The 19,103-nt window shown below is 69.9% G+C and carries 15 protein-coding genes; 8 read left to right on the forward strand and 7 right to left on the reverse strand.

Translation table 11 applies throughout. The features are described 5' to 3' along the window. Positions 1–49 precede the first annotated feature (49 nt). The 3 genes from FVO59_RS09655 to FVO59_RS09665 are packed head-to-tail and all read left to right on the forward strand — an operon-like array spanning position 50 to position 3,855. Positions 50–298, forward strand: coding sequence for a hypothetical protein (locus FVO59_RS09655; RefSeq protein WP_182252443.1), 249 nt, complete (start codon positions 50–52; stop codon positions 296–298). Positions 299–334: 36 nt separating this feature from the next. Further along, on the forward strand, positions 335–2,236 hold the full coding sequence (locus tag FVO59_RS09660) for a dynamin family protein (RefSeq protein ID WP_259363140.1): 1,902 nt from the start codon (positions 335–337) through the stop codon (positions 2,234–2,236). Continuing rightward, complete coding sequence (locus FVO59_RS09665) at positions 2,233–3,855, forward strand: dynamin family protein (protein ID WP_259363141.1); 1,623 nt, start codon at positions 2,233–2,235, stop codon at positions 3,853–3,855. The genes FVO59_RS09660 and FVO59_RS09665 overlap by 4 nt, the downstream gene beginning before the upstream one ends. A gap of 487 nt (positions 3,856–4,342) precedes the next feature. Here the strand turns inward: FVO59_RS09665 and FVO59_RS09670 are convergent, their stop codons facing one another. From FVO59_RS09670 to FVO59_RS09680, 3 genes are all read right to left on the reverse strand, one after another. Beyond that, on the reverse strand, positions 4,343–5,164 hold the full coding sequence (locus FVO59_RS09670; protein WP_182252444.1) for an IniB N-terminal domain-containing protein: 822 nt from the start codon (positions 5,162–5,164) through the stop codon (positions 4,343–4,345). Positions 5,165–5,294: 130 nt separating this feature from the next. Then, positions 5,295–7,844: a LuxR C-terminal-related transcriptional regulator gene (locus FVO59_RS09675; RefSeq protein ID WP_182252445.1), complete on the reverse strand. Its 2,550-nt coding sequence runs from the start codon at positions 7,842–7,844 to the stop codon at positions 5,295–5,297. Positions 7,845–7,865: 21 nt separating this feature from the next. Continuing rightward, a complete protein-coding gene (locus tag FVO59_RS09680) occupies positions 7,866–9,632 on the reverse strand; it encodes an Hsp70 family protein (protein ID WP_182252446.1) in 1,767 nt (588 codons plus the stop codon). A gap of 177 nt (positions 9,633–9,809) precedes the next feature. Here FVO59_RS09680 and rarD point away from each other — a divergent pair, with 177 nt between their 5' ends. Next, entirely contained in the window at positions 9,810–10,733 is a 924-nt protein-coding gene (gene rarD, locus FVO59_RS09685; protein ID WP_182252447.1) for an EamA family transporter RarD, read from the forward strand. Between the two features lie 128 nt (positions 10,734–10,861). Next, positions 10,862–12,124 (forward strand): ABC transporter substrate-binding protein, encoded by a 1,263-nt coding sequence (locus FVO59_RS09690; protein WP_182252448.1) that lies wholly within the window; start codon positions 10,862–10,864, stop codon positions 12,122–12,124. A 100-nt stretch (positions 12,125–12,224) separates the two neighbouring features. Here the strand turns inward: FVO59_RS09690 and FVO59_RS09695 are convergent, their stop codons facing one another. The 4 genes from FVO59_RS09695 to FVO59_RS09710 are packed head-to-tail and all read right to left on the reverse strand — an operon-like array spanning position 12,225 to position 16,248. Continuing rightward, positions 12,225–12,989, reverse strand: a complete 765-nt coding sequence (locus FVO59_RS09695; RefSeq protein WP_182252449.1) for an ABC transporter ATP-binding protein — start codon at positions 12,987–12,989, stop codon at positions 12,225–12,227. Next, positions 12,989–13,969, reverse strand: a complete 981-nt coding sequence (locus FVO59_RS09700) for an ABC transporter ATP-binding protein (protein WP_259363538.1) — start codon at positions 13,967–13,969, stop codon at positions 12,989–12,991. Before FVO59_RS09700 ends, FVO59_RS09695 begins: the two co-directional genes overlap by 1 nt. Positions 13,970–14,009: 40 nt before the next feature. Further along, positions 14,010–14,987 carry a branched-chain amino acid ABC transporter permease gene (locus FVO59_RS09705; protein ID WP_182252451.1) on the reverse strand — a complete coding sequence of 326 codons (978 nt, stop codon included), beginning with the start codon at positions 14,985–14,987 and terminating at the stop codon, positions 14,010–14,012. A gap of 1 nt (position 14,988) precedes the next feature. Continuing rightward, complete coding sequence (locus FVO59_RS09710) at positions 14,989–16,248, reverse strand: branched-chain amino acid ABC transporter permease (protein ID WP_430736347.1); 1,260 nt, start codon at positions 16,246–16,248, stop codon at positions 14,989–14,991. 359 nt (positions 16,249–16,607) lie between these two features. Between FVO59_RS09710 and guaB the strand changes: the two genes are divergently transcribed. The 3 genes from guaB to FVO59_RS09725 all read left to right on the forward strand — a co-directional run bounded on the left by guaB (position 16,608) and on the right by FVO59_RS09725 (position 19,098). After that, complete coding sequence (guaB, locus tag FVO59_RS09715) at positions 16,608–18,110, forward strand: IMP dehydrogenase (RefSeq protein WP_182252452.1); 1,503 nt, start codon at positions 16,608–16,610, stop codon at positions 18,108–18,110. Between the two features lie 79 nt (positions 18,111–18,189). Then, positions 18,190–18,465: a DUF2277 domain-containing protein gene (locus tag FVO59_RS09720; protein WP_182252453.1), complete on the forward strand. Its 276-nt coding sequence runs from the start codon at positions 18,190–18,192 to the stop codon at positions 18,463–18,465. 81 nt (positions 18,466–18,546) lie between these two features. After that, on the forward strand, positions 18,547–19,098 hold the full coding sequence (locus FVO59_RS09725) for an OsmC family protein (RefSeq protein ID WP_182252454.1): 552 nt from the start codon (positions 18,547–18,549) through the stop codon (positions 19,096–19,098). The last annotated feature ends 5 nt before the right edge of the window (positions 19,099–19,103 follow it).

Consider the following 19,103-nt stretch of genomic DNA (forward strand, 5'->3'; position numbering starts at 1 on the left):
GGCCGGGCACACCACTACACTCCTGAGCACCTGACGGGGAGCGAGAGCGATGTCAGAGCAAAACGAGCTTCAGCCCGAGGACTCCGAGCCCGGGGTCGTCTGGGGTGCGCCGGGGACGACCGGCCTGTTCGGCCGCGACGGGTTCACGCAGGACGCCTTCACGCCGGACGCGTTCACCCAGGAGATCGAGAACATCGCCGAATCCGACTGGGATGTCGACGCCGACCTGCTGTGGGGCGACGACGCACCGGCCGCCGATGCGGGGGACAGCCCGCCCGACCTCGACGTCTTCGGCTGACCGCCGTCGCTCCGATACGAGGGGACGGGAGAGCCGGTGCCGCATCAGCCGAGGACAGATCAGGATCGGATCGTCGACGTCATCACGGACGTCGGCGATCTCGCCGCGTCCGCGGGGCGACACGATCTCGCAGGCCGCCTCGCGCACACCAGGGACAGACTCGCGGATCCCGCGGTGCGCGTGATCGTCGTCGGGGAGTTCAAGCAGGGCAAGAGCAAGCTCATCAATGCGCTCGTCAACGCGCCGGCCTGCCCCGTCGACGACGACGTGGCCACGAGCGTCCCCACCACCGTCGCGTACGGCGCCGAGGCATCGGCGTGGGTGACCGAGCAGCCTGACGCCCCTGGCACGATCCCGCGACGGCGGGAGATCCCGATAGCCGAGCTCAACGACTTCGTCTCGGAGCGCGGGAACCCCGGCAACGAGCGCGGCATCGTCGCCGCCGAGGTCGTGCTGCCTCGTGAGATCCTGCGCGGCGGTCTGCAGCTGGTCGACTCGCCCGGCGTCGGCGGTCTGGAGTCGTCGAACTCCCTCGCGACCCTGGCCGCGCTCTCATCGGCGCATGCCGTGCTGCTGGTGTCGGACGCCTCGCAGGAGTACACCGAGCCCGAGGTGCAGTTCCTCCGCCACGCGATGCGCATCTCCCCGAACGTCGCCGCGGTGCTGGCCAAGACGGACCTGTATCCGGAGTGGCGGCGGATCGAGCAGATCGACCGGGATCACCTGAGGGATGCCGGCGACGTGCCCATCTTCTCCGTCTCGAGCGACCTGCGGCTGCTGGCGGCCGAGACGCAGGATCGAAGCCTCAACGACGAATCGGGGTTCCCCGCACTGGTCGCGCATCTGCGACGAGAGGTGCTGGGACGCGCCGAGCTCATCCACGAGCGCAGCGCCGTGCACGATCTGCGCTCGGTCGTCGACCAGCTCGGCATGTCGCTGCACGCCGAGCTGAACGCCCTGCTGCATCCCGAGGACACTCCCCGGCTGATCGCCGATCTGGAGGAGGCGAAATCGCGTGCCGACGAGTTCCGCGGGCGCTCCGCCCGCTGGCAGGTCACGCTCACCGACGGCATCGCCGACCTCGTCGCCGACATGGAGCACGACATCCGCGATCGGCTGCGCAAGGTGCAGCGCGAGGCCGAGAAGGCGATCGACGAGGGCGATCCAGGCCCTATCTGGGATCAGATCAGGGAGTGGCTCGACCAGAGGGTCACGGCGGCGGTGTCGGAGACGTTCGTGTGGACCGACGAGCGCTCGCGCTGGCTGTCGGAGGAGGTCGCCGAGCTCTTCAGCCAGGACGAGGCCGACATACCGCTGAGCGATGTGGCCGATATCCGCGGGGTGCTCGACCCCGTCGACGACATCGCGAGTCTCGAGGCCGGGCAGCTCAGCGCGGGCGAGAAGATCTACATCGGGGTGCGGGGCTCATACGGCGGCGTGCTGATGGTGGGGCTCGCCACCGGCCTGATCGGAATGGCGCTGATCAACCCGCTGTCGCTGCTGGCCGGGGTGCTGGTCGGACGCCGCGCATATCGGGAGGACATGGGCAACCGGCTCTCGCGGCGCCAGCAGGAGGCGAAGGGCATCGTCCGCCGCTACATCGACGAGGTGACCTTCCAGGTCGGCAAGCAGCTGAAGGATCGGCTGCGCCTGGTGCAGCGCACCGCTCGAGATCACTTCGGCTCCCTCGCCGAAGAGCTGCACAGCTCGCTGTCCGATGCGCTGCAGCGGGCGCGACAGGCCGCCACCGGCTACACGGCGAGCCGCGACCAGCGGGTCAGCACGCTGCGGGCGCGGATCGACGAGCTCGAGCGGGTGCGACGCGCGATACCGCCGCTTCCGCCGCTGCCCGTGGCCGAGGGGCGCTCATCCGCGGCGCACGCCGTCGGCGCATCGGGTGCCGTCCGAGCCATAGGCGGCCGGGGAGCGCGTTCGTGACCGTCATCGACGAGACCCAGCAGCTGCTCGAGGCGGCTCGCACCGCGTACGCCGGAGACCGCGCGGCGCGGATGCTGATCGACCAGCTCGAGGTGCGTCTGCACGAGCCGCTGCGCCTGGCGCTCGCAGGGATGGTGAAGGCGGGCAAGTCCACTCTGCTCAACGCGCTGCTCGGTGAGAGGATAGCCGCGACCGACGCCGCCGAGTGCACCAGGGTCGTCACGTGGTACCGGCACTCGGCGACCCCACGGGTCACCATGCACCTGCGCGACGGGACAGAGGTGCGCATGCGCATCAACCGAGACGACGGGCTGCTGGTGTTCGACCTCGGCGGCAGAACGGCGGAGCAGATCGAATGGATCGACGTCGGCTGGCCGCTCGAGGCGCTCGCCGACCTGATCCTGATCGACACCCCCGGCATCGCGTCGCTCTCGGGCGACACCTCCGCGCGGACGGCGCAGTTCCTCACTCCCGACGATGCGCCGTCCGCGGCGGATGCGGTCGTCTATCTCATGCGCCACCTGCACGGCTCCGACGTGAGGTTCCTCGAGGCGTTCCGTGACACCGCCGCCGGAGCGGCGCAGAGCGTGTGCGCGGTGGCAGTGCTCTCGCGAGCAGACGAGGTCGGTTCCGGCCGTATCGACTCGCTGCTCTCTGCCAGGCGGGTCGCTCAGCGCTACGAGGGCGACGGCGACCTGTCGGCGCTCGCGCTCGCCGTTGTTCCGGTCGCCGGTCTGCTCGCCGAAGGCGCGCGGACCCTGCGCGAGAGCGAGTTCATCGCCCTGCGCGAACTGGCAGGCCTCGAGCGCGCGGCCCGCGAGACCCTGCTGGTCTCGGCCGACCGCTTCGTGCGTCCGAGTGAGGCGACCGGGCTGAGCGTCACGGTGCGCGAGGGGCTGCTGCACCGGTTCGGCATCTTCGGTGTGCGACTGGCGGCTGCGCTGATCCGCGGCGGCGCCGCCACGTCGTCCGAGTTGTCTCGGGCGCTCGTGCAGCAGAGCGGGCTCACCGAGCTGGAGGAGCTCATCGAGCGCCAGTTCCGTCCGCGGGCGGACACGCTCAAGGCGCGCGGTGTCGTGCTCCAGCTGCACGCGCTCCTGCGACGCAGCCCGCCGGCCGACGCGGCGGAGGTGAGGGCGGGGATCGAGCGCTTCACGGTCTCGGCGCACGTCCTGCGCGAGCTGGCTCTGCTCGCGCAGGCCCGTTCGCGAGGGCTGCCGCTCGAGGCTGAGCCGGCAGCCGACGCGGCGAGGATCCTCGGCGCGTCCGGAGTCGACGCGCGTTCGCGACTCGGGCTGGCGGCGGATGCCGACGACGATGCCGTGCGCGAGCGGGTGCTGACGGAACTGGATCGCTGGCGCGCGCTCGACGCCGCCGCCGTCGAGCGTGCGCGGCGCGAGGTGCATGCCGCCGTGCTGCGAAGCCTGGCCGAGGTCGCGTCAGCGTCCGGGGGCCTGCGCACTCTGCGGCCCGCCGCGAAGGTCGAAGCGCCTGGCGGACCAGGCGATGCCCTTGGGCATGACGCTGCAGAGCAGAGCGAGCAGCACGAGTCCGGCCTGGGCCGCGAGAAGCGGCTGCATCGCCGCGCCCTGCGCGCCCAGCGCCACCCACTCGGGTGAGAGCAGTACGAGAAGTGCCTGCACACCGAGGGTGAGCAGCTGCCACCAGCGCACGTGCGGGCGACGGTTCATGAACGAGACGAGCAGGGTGATCTGCACCAGCAGCACGGCGACGATGATCGCGAACACCGACCAGAAGACGATGTCGGCGGCCGACTCGTAGGTCTCGTCGCTTCGTCCTTCGGTGACGCCGCGCGCCACATCGGCGATGAGCGGCAGCAGATCCTTGCGGATGACGAAGAAGTACACCGTTGCGAACCCGCCGGCGGCGAAGCTGAGGATCCACAGCAGCTGCGTCATGCGGATCGAGAACGGCGGGGTCGCCTTCACGAGCACCGGTGCGCTGTTCGGGTTGGCCAGTGGGGGCCTGACCGGCAGCTCGCGCCCGCCGCCGATCGCGCCGGCCTGATCATCGCGCCGCGCGAGCGACCCGGCGCTCCGCTCCCCTGAGGGGGAACGGGGCGCCGGGTCGGGCGTGGGCGACGGCTCAGTCATCCTCGAGCGGGACTTCTGCCGCCGGGTCGTCGACGACCGATGCGCTGGCGGCGTCGGCCTCGTATGCATCGCCGGCGCCCGAGGTCATGTCGCCCTCCAGCAGGTCTGCCGGCTCCGGCACGTCGGCCGGAGGCGCGGCCGCCGGGGCCGCTGCAGCCGTCTCTACCCCGGCGCCGACGGCATCCGCGGACTGGTCCGCGACCCCTTCGGCGACGGCGACCGCGTCGACTCCTCCGGGTGCCGCATCCAGCGCCTCCGACGCATCGGGCGTCGCTTCCTCGTCCGCCGCGTCGTCGGGCAGGGTGCCTGTCTGGTTGAAGCTGCCTTCGTTCGTCTCGTTGCCGATCGACACATCACCCATCGAGATATCGGTCTCGGAGTCGACGACCTGCACGTCGTCGCCGGCTGCGATGGAGTCATCGCCGGATGCGACCACGGCGTCCTGGTCGAACAGCTGCGTGACGTCGCCGCCCTCGGTCCAGATGTTCTGGTTGACCGACTGATCGACCACCGTCGAGCGGGCATCGACCGTGGTGCTGAAGTGCTGCACCATCCGCACGATCTCCTGCACGGGGTCGTGGTCGTGCCCGTGCGGCGGCGGAGGCGGCGGGCCCCCGTGCTGCACGACGTCGGGGCGATCGATGATGATCGGCCTCACGACGTCCACGTCGGCGCGGCACACGTCCTGCAGGCCCTTGCTCGCCAGCGTCGCCTGCGGTGCCGCCGCGAACTCCTCTGCGGCGTCGGGATCTCTCAAGAGACTCAGGATGAACGCGATGAGCGCATCCGCCAGGGTCTCGACCGGTGAAGCCATCTGCAGCCCCCTTCACAAATCTGCATTCGTTCGACCGGGCCCCTCAGCACCGACGCGAACCTCTACTCGGATGGTAGGCGGGCCCTCCGCCCGCCGGCATCGGGGCTAGCCCCGATACCCGCGAAGAACATCACGGGGGTTGGTCACCCATCGCTCCTTCGCCCAGCAGCATCCTGAGCCTGGCGATCAGCTCCGATCGCGAGGCGGCGCCCAGCCTGCGACGGATGTGCGCGATGTGGTGCTCGGCGGTGCGCGGCGAGATGAAGATCGTCTCGCCGATCTCGGCGTAGGTCTTGCCCAGCACCACGAGCCGGGCGACCTCGAGCTCACGATCGCTGAGCACCTCCTGCGGAGCCGATTGGGTCTGCGCCGGGGCATCGTCATCGGTCGCCGGAGCAGGCCGGCGAAGACCGTCGTTCGGATGCAGCTCCCTGGCGCAGGCGAGAAGCTGGGCCGCGACCCGGCGGTCGCAGGCGCGTGCGGCACCGTGCCCGGCCAGGCGCGCCGCGTCCCACATCAGTCCGACGCCCGCCAGCTGCTGCGCCGCGCTGATCACGGCATCCGGATCGACCGTTCCGGCCAGGACATCGGTCCATACCCTGCCCGCCCGCGCCATCGCCGCCGCCACGCGACTGCGCGAGGCCTGCTTCACGAGCGCCCTGGCATGGGGCGCGAGACGCTCAGGGCTGCTGAGCAGGATGCCCTGCTGAATCCCCGCCCAGTGCACGTGCGCCGCCCACAGCGGCGGGTCGCCGAGCGCCTCGACGATCTCGAAGCCGTGAGCGAGATGCGTGTCGACGCGGGCCGTGTCGCCGAGACGGGCGGCCGCGCTCACCAGCTCGCCGAGCGGGTGCAGCAGATAGAGATCGATATCGGCGCGCAGCAGCCACACCCGGGCTTCGCGCCACGCCGCCTCCAGCCCGGATGCGTCGTCGTAGCGCCGCGCGATGGCCACGCGCACGGCGTGCATCAGCAGCGCGTCCCGAGCGCATACCGGCCCGGCGGTCGCCGTCTCGGAGCGCTCCAGCAGGTCGCGCGCTTCGGATGGCTGGGCACGCTGCACCGCGACCCACGCGCTCCACAGCAGCAGGCGCCGCCGGGCCCACGCTCCGCCGTGGTCGTGCGCGATCGCCTCCTCGAGCACCGCGTGCGCGGTCGCGGGTCTGCCGAGGCTGAGGGCGACGACGGCGGCGATCACTGCCGGCAGTTCGCACAGCGCCTCGCTGCTGTGGGCCTGGGTGTACATCTCCGCCGATCGGACGAGCCCCGGCAGCACGGCGTCGTCGGCGTCGGCCTCGATCGATGCGAGCATGCCCGATGTGAGCAGCTCCATCGACACGCTGAGAGTCGACGGGAACTCCGCGGTGCTCCGTTCGCGGTCCGGCTCTGGTGCAGAGCCCACACCGAGCGCAGCGGTCACTGCACCGGCTGCGGCTGCGGCATCCCGAGGCGGCACCAGCTGGAACACCGCGTGCGCGCGATCCATCATCGCGCGGGCCGACCACAGGGCGGCCGACACGGGCGCCAGTGCGTCCCGCTGCGCCCGTGATGCCGGGCCGAGGGCGGTCTCGACGATGCGCGACGCGTGCTCCAGGTCGCCGATCATCCAAGCCGCGCGAGCGCGCCGTGCCGCGAGTGCATCTTCATCGGCCCCGCTCGCGATGGCGCTGTCGTACAGCTCCAGCGCGCGTCGTGGCGATGCGGTCAGCAGGCGGTCGGCGGTCTCGGTGATCGAGTCCGCGAGACGGGCACTGCGGATGGGCCTGATGTCGTCGCGCTGCGCGACGTGCTCGGGGAACCGGGTCGAGAGCTCGATCAGACGCTGGGTCGATATCGTGCCGCAGACGACCGATCGCACCAGCGGCGAAGCTCCGCCGTTGGCCAGAAGCAGCCCCTCCGCATGACCGCGTGCGATCAGGGTCTCGACGTCCGCCTGTCCCGCACGTCGGTCGTCGGTCGCCGCGGAAACCCCTTCGTCGACGAGGCACACCTCCTCGACGAGCTCACGCAGAGCGGTCGGCACCGTGCTGAGGCGGTGCGCGATCAGCTCGCCGAGCGCCTCGTCGAGCTCGTCGTGATCACCGTCGTGGCCGCAGTCACGGGCGTCGTGATGCTGCAGCGCCGCGGCGACGAGCCAGGCCACTCCGCAGGTGCGCTCGAGGATGTGATCGATGCACGCGTCGAGCATGATCCTCTCGTGCATCGCGAGGTGATCGAGGATGTCGGAGCGCGAGACGTGGCCGAGAACGACGGCAGGTGCATCCTGCTCCAGCCTCGTCGTGATCGCCCGTGCCGCGCTGGACGCGGGCCACGGCCTGCTCGCGACGATCAGCGAGGCGGTGGGATCGTCCGCCCGCAGCGCGATGAGCCTCAGCTGTTCATCGGAGAGCAGATGCAGATCGTCGACGAGCAGCACGTGCTCTGCCGGCAGCGGGTCGTCATCGACGTCGTGCAGCAGGCGCACCACGCGCGACTGCCGGTGGAGCAGGTCACGCAGCCGCTGCAGGACGGTCGACTTGCCGGAACCGGCGGTGCCGATCAGTGCGGCGCGCGCGATGCCGGATCCGATGCCTTCGACGAGAGGGCGCAGCTGCCGATCCCACGCCAAGGGGAAGGGAGCGGAGGCGCCGTCGAACTCGAGTTCGTCGAGTGCGGTGAGCGCGGAGGATGAGTGTGACATGGCGTCGGGGGCCGCCTTTCGTCATGATGCCGTCGCTTCCGTGGACGACGGGGCTGCGGGTGCGGGGGGTGCGGGTTCCGGCGGATCCGGTGTGGGTTCGGTGGCGGACGGGGGAGTGGTCGGCTGCGGCTCGGGGGAGGGCTCCGGACCCGAGGCGGGTTCGGTGGTCGGCGCAGTCGTGGGCTCGGGGGTCGGCTCCTGCGTGGGATCGGGAGTGGGGTCTGGCTCCGGGATGGGTGTCGGGTCCGGCGTCGGATCGGGGGTCGGCTCGGGACCCTGGTCCGCGGGTGCGGGGTCGGTCGGCGCATCCGCAGCGCGCACCGGCGGGGCGGACGGGCCGGCATCCGGAGTCGTCGTCGCAGAGCCGCTCGCCTCCGCCGTGTCCGAGTCGGGGGCGGCGATCGCGGGGCCGCCCCCGCGCGAGGTGCGCGGCGGCGCATCCTCGCCGCTGCGCGCACCGGGTGCATCCGGCTGAGCTGCCTGCTGTCTGTCCGGCTGCGGGGCGAGGGCCCCGCTGCTGTATCCGTCCGCGCGGCGGACGAGGCTCAGCTCGGCGGCACCCGAGGCATCGTCGTGGCTCGCGCCCTCCGCGGCATCGGAGCCGCCCAGCGGCGTCGCCGAGCTGAACACGACGCCGGCTGCGATCACCACCGCTGCCGCCGCCAGCGTGGCGGCGACGCCGTACGGGATGCGCAGGTGCCACCGCCGTGCCGGTCGGGTCGTCCTCTGCTGATCCGCCTCGATCGGGGCCGGCTCCACGGGCACAGGGACGGTCGTGGCCGGCATCCGCTCCCAGCTCAGCTCTGCGGCGCCGAGCGCTGCGGCGAACTGCGGATCCTCCGGAAGGCGCAGCGGACGATCGAGGCGCTCCGAGAGCATCTGGGCTGCCAGGGGCAGCCGCGCCGAGCCGCCGATCAGTGTGATCTCGGTGACGTCCTCCGGCTCGAGAGCCGCGCGCTCGAGCATCGCCTCGAGCGCTCCGACCGTGCGTGCCACCACGTCCGATGTCAGCGTCTCGAACTCGGCGCGCGTCAGTCGCAGCCGTTCATGCCGCCCGGCGACGTCGACCGAGAGCGCGGCATCCGAGCGGAACGAGAGCTCTTCCTTGGCCGCCGCGACCTCTGCCCCATGGGCGGAGCCGGGGACGAGCGCGTCCACGTGGGCTCGCACGGCGGCATCCAGGTCGATGCCACCGAGAGGAGCGACGAGCGGCTCGTCGATGAGGCGGCGGCCGCGCAGCGCGCTCGCCTCGAGGGTCTGCGCCCCGAGGTCGTAGACGGCGGTGATGCCGGTGCGATCCTGCGCACCCGCTGCCGCCACCGCAGCCGGCACGAAGGTGACGTCGTCGAGCGCCATCTCGTGCAGACGCCGGCGCACGGCATCGATCCTGTGCCCTGACCACGAGGTGGGGTGCACGACCGCCACAGCGCCGGGCAGCGCACCCGCCTCGGACGCAGACCTCTCGACGATCCACGCGACCATGCGCGCGAAGAGCTCGGCGGCGGTCACGGCGAAACCTCCTACGACGAGCGGTGTGCCGTCGCCGACCTCTCGGGTCAGGTCGCGGACCAGGCGCTCTGGCCGCGCGGCACCGCACTCGACGGCCTCGTCGCCGAAGCGCACGTCCCCGTCGTCCGTGATGAACACCGCCGCCGGCATCACGAAGCCCTCGCGCATCAGCGCGAGCCGCTTGCCCTGCACCCCTCCGTGCGCCCCATCGCCGTGCGTGACCGCTTTCACACAGGTCATGCCTGCGTCGAGCGCGAGGGCGAACCGTGATTCGCTCATCGTCCCGTCGTCTTTCCCCAGTCTCCGAGAATCGGATGCCGCCACCATACGCCCATCGCCCAGGCGGCGGTAGGGGGTTTCTACCGGGGTAACCAGGGGGTGCGCACGGGGATCGGTCGGCGCCGGCCCGGGGGCGGTGCCGCGCCCGAACGGGACACGCGCCGCTAGGCTTGATCGGTGAGCACGAGGAACCTCGGAGTCGCCTGCACCGTCGGCGCCTATCTGATCTGGGGTGTGCTGCCGCTGTACTTCCTCGCCCTGGTGCCGACCGGCGCGTGGGAGGTCGTCGCCTGGCGGGTGCTGCTCTCGTTCGTCTTCTGCCTGATCCTTCTCACGGTCATGCGCGGCTGGCCTGCTCTCATCGCCATCATCCGGCAGCCGAGCCTCCTGGGCTGGACGGCGCTCGCCGGAGTGCTCATCTACATCAACTGGCAGACGTTCCTCATCGGTACCCTCACCGGCCACGTCATCGAGACCAGCCTCGGGTACTTCATCAACCCGATCTTCACCGTGCTGCTCGGCGTGTTCGTGCTGCGCGAGCGCGTGCGCCGGCTGCAGTGGGCCGCGATCGGCATCGCCGCGCTCGCGGTGATCGTGATCGTCGTCGCCTACGGCTCGTTCCCCTGGATCGCACTGACGCTGACCGCGTCGTTCGGGGTCTACGGTCTCGTCAAGAAGCGGATCGGCGCAGCCGTCGACGCCACGAGCGGCCTCACGCTCGAATCGTTCTGGCTCATCCCCATCGCCGTGGTGACGCTCATCGTCGTCGCACAGACCGACGGGATCACCTTCGGGCAGGTCTCACCGCTGCACACCCTGCTCGTCGCGGGCGCGGGAATCGCCACCGCCGTGCCGCTGCTGCTCTTCGCCGCGGGGACGCGGCGCATCGACCTCAGTCTGGTCGGGATGCTGCAGTTCATCACCCCGATCATGCAGTTCGTCGTGGGGTGGGCACTGCTGGGCGAGCCCATGCCGCTCGAGCGCTGGATCGGCTTCATCCTCGTCTGGATCGCCATCGTCGTCTTCGTCGCCGACCTGCTGCTGCACAGCCGCCGATCGCACGCCGGCTCGCCCGCGACAGCGCCCGTCGACCTGGTCTGACGCGCCCCGTCGCTCCGATGCGGATCGTTAGGCGACCGAGACAGAAGCGTCGACACCACCGGCATATCAGCCAATAGGGTGAGATCACCCGAAGTGGATATCCACGTTCAGTTACGCAAGGGAGCAACATGAACGCATTGAAGGGCTCGCGTCCGGCGAGGATCTTCGCGGCGGCTGCGATGGTCAGCGCGTCCGCACTCATCATCGCGGGCTGCAGCAGCACGCCCGCCGAGAACCCGTCCGGCGACGACGGCAAGAAGCCGGCCGCCGACCTCACGCTGAAGCTCGGCTCGCTGCTTCCGCAGACCGGCTCGCTGGCCTTCCTCGGCCCGCCCATGGAGTCCGGCGTCGGCCTCGCCGTCAAGGAGATCAACGACGCGGATGCCGGCATCACCGTCGAGCTGACGGCTGAGGACGAGGGCGACACCGACACCAAGGCGTACGAGACCTCGATCACCAAGCTGCAGGGCGCAGACGTCACCGCGATGGTCGGAGCAGCGGCATCCGGTGTCTCTCGACTGATCCTCGACGGAAACGTCAGCGCGGGGGTCCTCCAGATCTCGGCGTCGAACACCGGCCCCGACTTCACCGACTGGGAGGACAACGGACTCTACTTCCGCACCGCCCCCAGCGACCTGCTGCAGGGCGAGGTGCTCGGCAACCTGATCGCCGAGGACAACCGCAAGACGCTCGGCATCATCTACCAGAACGACGCCTACGGCACCGGCCTCGACGCCGCCATCAAGGAGACGTTCGAAGCGGCAGGCGGCGAGGTCGTCGCCGAGGCGTCGTTCAACGTCGGCGACGCGCAGTTCGACGCACAGGTCGAGACCATCAAGGCCGCGAACCCCGATGCCGTCGCGATCGTCTCGTTCGACCAGTTCAAGACCATCGGACCGCTGCTGGTGAACGCGGGCATCACGGCCGACAAGTTCTACATGGTCGACGGGAACCTGTCGGACTACGGCACCGAGATGCCCGTCTCGCTCGAGGGCGCGCAGGGCACCAAGGCCGGTCCCGTGCTCGAGGACGACTTCGTCGAGCGCATCCAGGCGTACTGGACGGGTGAGGGCAACGCCGAGGTGAAGGACTTCACCTACATGGGCGAGGCCTACGACGCCGCGATCCTCGTGGCACTCGCCGCGCTGGCCGCCGGCTCGACCGAGGGCGCCGACATCGCCGCCAAGATGCAGGAGGTCTCGGGCGGATCCGGCGACGGTGAGAAGTGCACCACGTTCGCCGAGTGCGCCAAGATCATCAACGACGGGGGCACCGCCGACTACGACGGCTACTCCGGCGAGGTGACCTTCGACGAGGCGGGCGACCCGCAGGGCGCCACGATCGGCATCTACAAGTACAAGGCCGACAACACCATCGAGCGCACCAACTGACACCGCTCACGCAGAAGGCCCCGGATGCTCGCATCCGGGGCCTTCTCGCTGTCAGGGCCTGCGCGGCGTCGAGCGCGTGTCGAGCGCCGCGCTGGCGCCGTCAGGCCGCGTCCTGGCCCAGCGTTCCCAGGTACAGGCCGATGACCTTCGGATCGTTCAGCAGGTCGCGGCCGGTGCCCTCGTAGGCGTCGCGGCCCTGGTCGAGAACGTAGCCGCGGTCGCAGATCTGCAGGCAGCGGCGGGCGTTCTGCTCCACCATGATCGTCGTCACGCCCGCCTTGTTGATGTCGGAGACGCGGATGAACGCGTCGTCCTGGCGGACGGGGGAGAGGCCGGCCGACGGCTCGTCGAGCAGCAGGACCGAAGGGTCCATCATCAGAGCGCGGGACATCGCCACCATCTGGCGCTCACCACCCGACAGGGAGCCGGCGCGCTGGCCGAGCCGCTTGCCCAGCTCGGCGAAGATGCTGCTGACGAACTCGAGCCGTTCGGCGTAGATCTTCGGGTTCTGATACAGCCCCATCTGCAGGTTCTCGGCGATCGTCAGCGACGGGAACACGTTGTTCGTCTGCGGCACGAACGCCACGCCGCGCCCCACGAGCTTGTCGGCCTTGAGCCCGACGATGCTCTCCCCGTTCACGGTGATGTCGCCCTTGCGCACGTTCACCATGCCGAAGATCGACTTCAGCAGCGTCGACTTGCCCGCGCCGTTCGGCCCGATGATGCCGATCAGCTCACCCTGACGGGCAACGAGGTTCGCCCCGTTGAGGATGTTCACCCCCGGAAGGTAGCCGGCATGCACGTCGGTCAGCTCGACGACGACATCGCCGTGGGCGACCTCGGGGGAGGAGTTCTCGGCATCCATCACTTCTTCTCCTCTTCGCCGTCGGATCCGGCATCCAACTCGGCTTCCGCCTCGGCCTCGATCTTCTCCCGGATGCGCGTCGCTGTGGCGCTCGAGGCGTCGCCCGCCGCCACGGGGATGCGCCCGGTGACCGCTCCGAGATCGACGTCCTGGTGGGCGCCGAGGTACGCGTCGACGACGGCCGGGTCCTCCATGACCGTCTCGGGCGGGCCCTCGGCGACGACACGGCCTTCGGCCATCACGATCACCCAGTCGGCGATGTGGCGCACCATGTGCATGTCGTGCTCGACGAAGAGCACGGTCATGCCCTGCTCCTTGAGGTCGAGGATGTGGTCGAGCAGGGACTGCGTGAGTGCGGGGTTGACCCCGGCCATCGGCTCGTCGAGCATCACGAGCTGGGGGTCGCTCATCAGCGCCCTGGCCATCTCGAGGAGCTTGCGCTGACCGCCCGAGAGCGATGCGGCGAAGTCCTTCTCCTTGGCGTCCAGCTTGAACCGGCGCAGCAGCTCGCGGGCGCGCTCCTCGATCTCGGCCTCCTGCCGACGCCACAGCGCCGGGATCAGGCTGGACCAGAAGCCCTCGCCGCGCTGCTTGGTGGCGCCGAGCTTCATGTTCTCGAGCACGGTCAGCAGCGACAGTGACTTGGTGAGCTGGAAGGTGCGCACCTGCCCCATGCGGGCGACCTTGAACGAGGGGACGCCCGAGAGGTTCTTCCCGTCGAAGCTCCAGGTGCCGCTGTTCGGCTTGTCGAAGCCGCAGAGCAGGTTGAACAGGGTCGTCTTGCCCGCGCCGTTGGGGCCGATGAGCGCGGTGATCGCGCCTCGCGGCACCTCGACGTGCTCGACGTTGACGGCGGTCAGGCCGCCGAAGTGCCGCTCCACCGCGTCGACGACGAGGATCGGGTCGACCTTCGCGACGCCGGGGGCGGCGGGGCCCTTCGCGAGCCCCGTCGTCTTCGGACGCCGGACGCTGCCGGTCACCGGCGCCGCGTCGGCGTCGGGAACCTGCTCGGGGGTGTTCTCACTTGACAAAGGTCATCTCCCTCTTGTCTCCGAGGATGCCCTGCGGGCGGAAGATCACGAGCAGCATCAGCGCCACGCCCACGAAGATGAACACGAGGGTCGAGGCCTGGCTGTCGGACATCGGCAGCATTCCGCTGCGCGCCATGCTCGGCAGCAGGTTGGCGAGGAACGCGAACACGACCCAGAACAGGATCGCGCCGAGCGTGGGTCCGAAGACGGTCGCCGCCCCGCCGAGCAGCAGGATCGTCCACAGGAAGAAGGTCAGCGAGGTCGTGTAGCTGCCCGGCACGACCGCCGAGGGGAGCACGAACACGATGCCGCCGGCCGCGCCGATCACGCCGCCGACGACGAGCGCCTGCATCTTGTAGGCGAACACGTTCTTGCCCAGCGAGCGCACGGCGTCCTCGTCCTCGCGGATGCCCTTGAGCACACGACCCCAGGGACTGCGCATGAGGGCCCACACGAGCAGCACCGCGAGCGCCAGCACGATCACGCCGAACACGCGGTTCCACAGATCGTTGGCCGTGTACGTCCACGGGCCGAAGCCGTAGGTGCCGGCGGGGAACGGGTTGGCGTCGCGGAACCCGCCGTTGTACTGGGCGAGGCCGTCGGCCGAGTTGGTCCACTCGTCGAACAGCTGAGTGGTGAACAGCAGGCGCACGATCTCGCCCGCCGCGATGGTCGCGATGGCGAGGTAGTCGGCGCGCAGGCGCAGGGTCGGGATGCCGAGCAGCACGGCGAACAGGGCGCCGCCGAGCAGCCCGATCAGCATGCCCACCCACCAGGGCCACCCGAAGCTGAGCACCGAGATCGCGTAGCCGTAGCCGCCGACGGCCATGAAGGCCGCCATGCCGAAGTTCAGCAGGCCCGCGTAGCCGAAGTGCACGGCGAGTCCGGTCGCGGCCAGCGCGTAGGCGATGGTCACGGGGCTGAACAGGTAGACGGCCGTGTTGGAGAAGATGCTTCCGAAGTCCATGTCAGCCCAGCCTTTCCTTGCGGCCGAGCAGGCCCTGCGGCCTGACCAGCAGGATCACGATGAGCACGACCAGCGCGCTCGCGTACTTCAGGTCGGACGGGATCCACAGCGTCGAGACCTCGACGGCGATGCCGACGATGAGAGAGCCGACCAGGGCGCCGAACGCCGTGCCCAGGCCGCCGAGGGTGATCGCGGCGAAGATCAGCAGCAGCATCTGCATGCCCATGTCCCACTTCACACCCGGGCGGAAGTAGGCCCACAGGATGCCCGAGATCGCCGCCAGCAGACCCGACAGGATCCACACGTAGCGGATCACGCGGTCGACGTCGATGCCGGATGCCGCGGCCAGCTGCGGGTTGTCGGAGATGGCGCGAGTCGCCTTGCCGATGCGGGTGCGGGTGAGGAACCAGGCGACCGCGAGGATGACGACGATGCTGACGCCCATGCCGATCAGGTCGATGTACGACAGCGACACCGGCCCGAACTGCATAGGCGCCGGGCTCGCGCCGGGCAGCTGGCGGGTGCCGCCGCCGATGAAGTACTGGAAGAGGTAGCGAAGCGCGAGCGAGAGGCCGATGCTGACGATCATCAGCTGCACCACGCCGAGGCCTCGGCGGCGCAGCGGCCGCCACAGCGCGGCATCCATCGCCCAGCCGAACAGCCCGCCGGCGATCACCGCCGCGACGATGCCCACCCACAGCGGTGCCTGCCAGATCGTCGTGGTGACCAGGGCGACCAGGCCGCCCCACGTCACCATCTCCGCGTGCGCGAAGTTCGACAGTCGCGTGGTGCCGTAGATGAGGGCCGCGCCCATGGAGGCCAGGGCGAGCAGCAGGCCGAAGTTGAGGCCGCCGACGAGGCGCGAGGCCAGCTGATCGAGCAGCGAGATGGTGATGCGCTCGCCCTCGCCGAGGAACAGATTCACGATCTTCGTGCCGGTCAGCCCGAACTCCGCCTCGAACTCGCCGCTCGTGCCTGCGACCGGCTCGACGCCGTCCGGAAGGCTCTCGACGTCGACGATCACTCCGTCGGGGAGGGTGTCCTCATCGACGGCGATCGTGTACTTGTCCTTCTCGGGCACGTAGAGGCGCCATTTGCCCTCGGCGTCGGTCTCGGTCTCTCCCTCGAACCCGCCGCCCTTCACCGACAGCTCCACGCCCTCGATGGGCTCGTCGTCGTAGGTGATGTTGCCGGCGAAGTAGAAGTCGGTCACCTCCTGACCGTCCGGCGTCGTCTCGGCGTGCGCGGCACCGGCCGGCATGCCGAGGACGAGGAAGGCGGCGAGCAGTGTCGCGAGAAGCGCGACCACGCCGTTCCGGGGGCGATGAAGCGCCACTGTTCTGAGTCCCACGCATCCTCCACATCGAGTGCATCGAGCGACTTCGGGTCGTCGCTCCGCTTGGACGTCGCACTGAGCGTATCCCGTCGGCACGTGGGAGCGCACCCATCGTGGCCGGATCGGGATATCGGGAGTGTCGCCTCGCGTTCTCGGCGTTCTCGGAATAAGAGAGGACGTCCCGCGCTTAGAATCTATACACCGCGGGTGACGCCCGTTCCGGTCGCAGACGTCCCGCGCATTCGCCATTCGATCGCGCCTCCGGCGCAGAGGAGCAAGCTTCCATGCAGCAGCACGACCCGTTCGGTTTCGTCGGACTCACCTACGATGACGTGCTCCTGCTTCCGGGGCACACCGACGTCATCCCCAGTGAGGCCGACACCTCCTCGCGGATCACCCGGCGCATCTCCGTGGCCACCCCGCTGCTCTCCAGCGCGATGGACACCGTCACCGAGGCCCGCATGGCGATCGCCATGGCGCGTGAGGGCGGCATCGGCATCCTGCACCGCAACCTCTCGATCGCCGACCAGGCGGCGCAGGTCGACCGCGTCAAGCGCAGCGAGTCGGGCATGATCACCGACCCGATCACCACGACCGCCGACGCCACGGTCGAAGAGGTCGACAACCTGTGCGCGAAGTACCGCATCTCGGGGCTGCCCGTCGTCGACGACGCGGGCAAGCTGGTCGGCATCGTCACCAACCGCGACATGCGCTTCGTGTCGGGCTTCGAGCGTCAGACGACCCTGGTGAAGGACGTCATGACGAGCGAGAACCTGGTGACGGCGAAGGTCGGCGTGGCCGCAGGCGAGGTCATCTCCCTGTTCGCGAAGCACCGCGTCGAGAAGCTTCCCCTGATCGACGAGGACGGCAAGCTCGCCGGACTCATCACCATCAAGGACTTCGACAAGAGCGAGAAGTACCCGCTCGCCACGAAGGACGACCAGGGTCGTCTGCGCGTGGGCGCGGCCATCGGCTTCTTCGGCGACGCGTGGGAGCGCGCCGAGGCGCTTCGGGATGCGGGAGTGGACGTGCTCGTCGTCGACACCGCCAACGGGCAGTCGCAGGGCGTCATCGACCTCGTCAAGCGCATCAAGGCAGACGCCTCGTTCGAGCACATCGATGTCATCGGCGGCAACGTCGCGACCCGCGAGGGAGCGCAGGCTCTGGTGGATGCCGGCGTGGACGCCGTCAAGGTCGGCGTCGGCCCCGGGTCGATCTGCACCACGCGAGTCGTCGCCGGCGTCGGCGTGCCGCAGGTGACCGCGGTGTACGAGGCGTCGCTCGCCGCCGGACCCGCGGGAGTGCCCGTGATCGCGGACGGCGGCCTGCAGTACTCGGGCGACATCGCCAAGGCGCTCGTGGCCGGAGCCGACGCCGTCATGCTCGGCTCGCTGCTCGCCGGCACCGACGAGTCGCCGGGTGAGATCGTCTTCCAGTCCGGCAAGCAGTTCAAGCAGTACCGCGGCATGGGCTCGCTGGGCGCGATGCAGACGCGCGGCAAGCAGACCTCGTACTCGAAGGACCGCTACTTCCAGGCCGATGTGCCGAGCGACGACAAGCTGATCCCCGAGGGCATCGAGGGACAGGTCCCGTACCGCGGCCCCCTCTCGGCCGTCGCATATCAGCTGGTCGGCGGACTGCGGCAGTCGATGTTCTACGTCGGCGCCCGCACGATCGATGAGCTCAAGACCCGCGGCCGCTTCGTGCGAATCACCGCGGCTGGGCTCAAGGAGTCGCACCCGCACGACGTGCAGATCGTCGTCGAGGCGCCGAACTACAAGCGCTGAGCCGATCCTTCTGCGAAAGGGGCGGATGCTCGGCATCCGCCCCTTTCGCATGTCCTGGGCCGGGCGTACCGTGAACGGCATGTGCCGCAGCATCCACACCCTCCACAACTTCGAGCCCGCAGCGACCTCCGACGAGGTGCACGCCGCAGCACTGCAGTACGTGCGCAAGATCGCCGGCACGACGAAGCCGTCGAAGGCCAACCAGGAGGCCTTCGACCGAGCCGTCGCCGAGATCGCCCACGTCACTCAGCACCTGCTCGACGACCTCGTCGCGACCCGTCCGCCGAAGAACCGCGAGGAGGAGGCGGCCAAGGCCCGCGCCAAGGCCGTCGCCTCCGGCCGCTACGCGGCCTGAGCGTTACATTCCGTGACCCTGTGTTGCGGGTGATGACGGGGCGGGTGGCCGGGCATCCGGATGCCCGATTACCGTCGCCGCATGACTCTTCTCAGCGACCGGTTCACCGCCGTTCCCGACGTCACCGCCGATGAGCGGGCGGAGCGCCTGACCGATGCAGGCGAGGTGTGGAACGAGCGCATCGCCCGCGACGTCACCAACGCCGCTCTCACCTACCGGGTCACCGGACGAGGGGTCGGCTCGGTCGGCACCGAGATCCAGTCGGGGCGGCACCGCTTCCTCGTCGACGAGCCCGCGGGTCTGGCCGGCGACGACACCGCGCCGAGCCCGGTGGAGTACGCGCTGGGCGCCCTCGTCTCGTGTCAGGTGGTCGTCTTCCGCCTCTACGCGCAGGCTCTGGGCCTGACGATCGACGAGATCGAGATCTCCGCCGAGGGCGACCTCGATGTGCGCAAGCTCTTCGGCATCGACGAGTCGGGTCGCGCAGGATTCCACGACGTGCGCGTGCGAGTGGAGATCACCGGGCCGAACACGGCCGAGGAGTACGACCGGCTGCGTGCCGTCGTCGACGAGCACTGCCCCGTGCTCGATCTGTTCGCGAACCCCGTGCCGGTGTCGGGCGCCCTCGTCTGACGGCA

Origin of the sequence: Microbacterium esteraromaticum (assembly GCF_014084045.1) — a bacterium.
Lineage (GTDB): Bacteria > Actinomycetota > Actinomycetes > Actinomycetales > Microbacteriaceae > Microbacterium > Microbacterium esteraromaticum_D.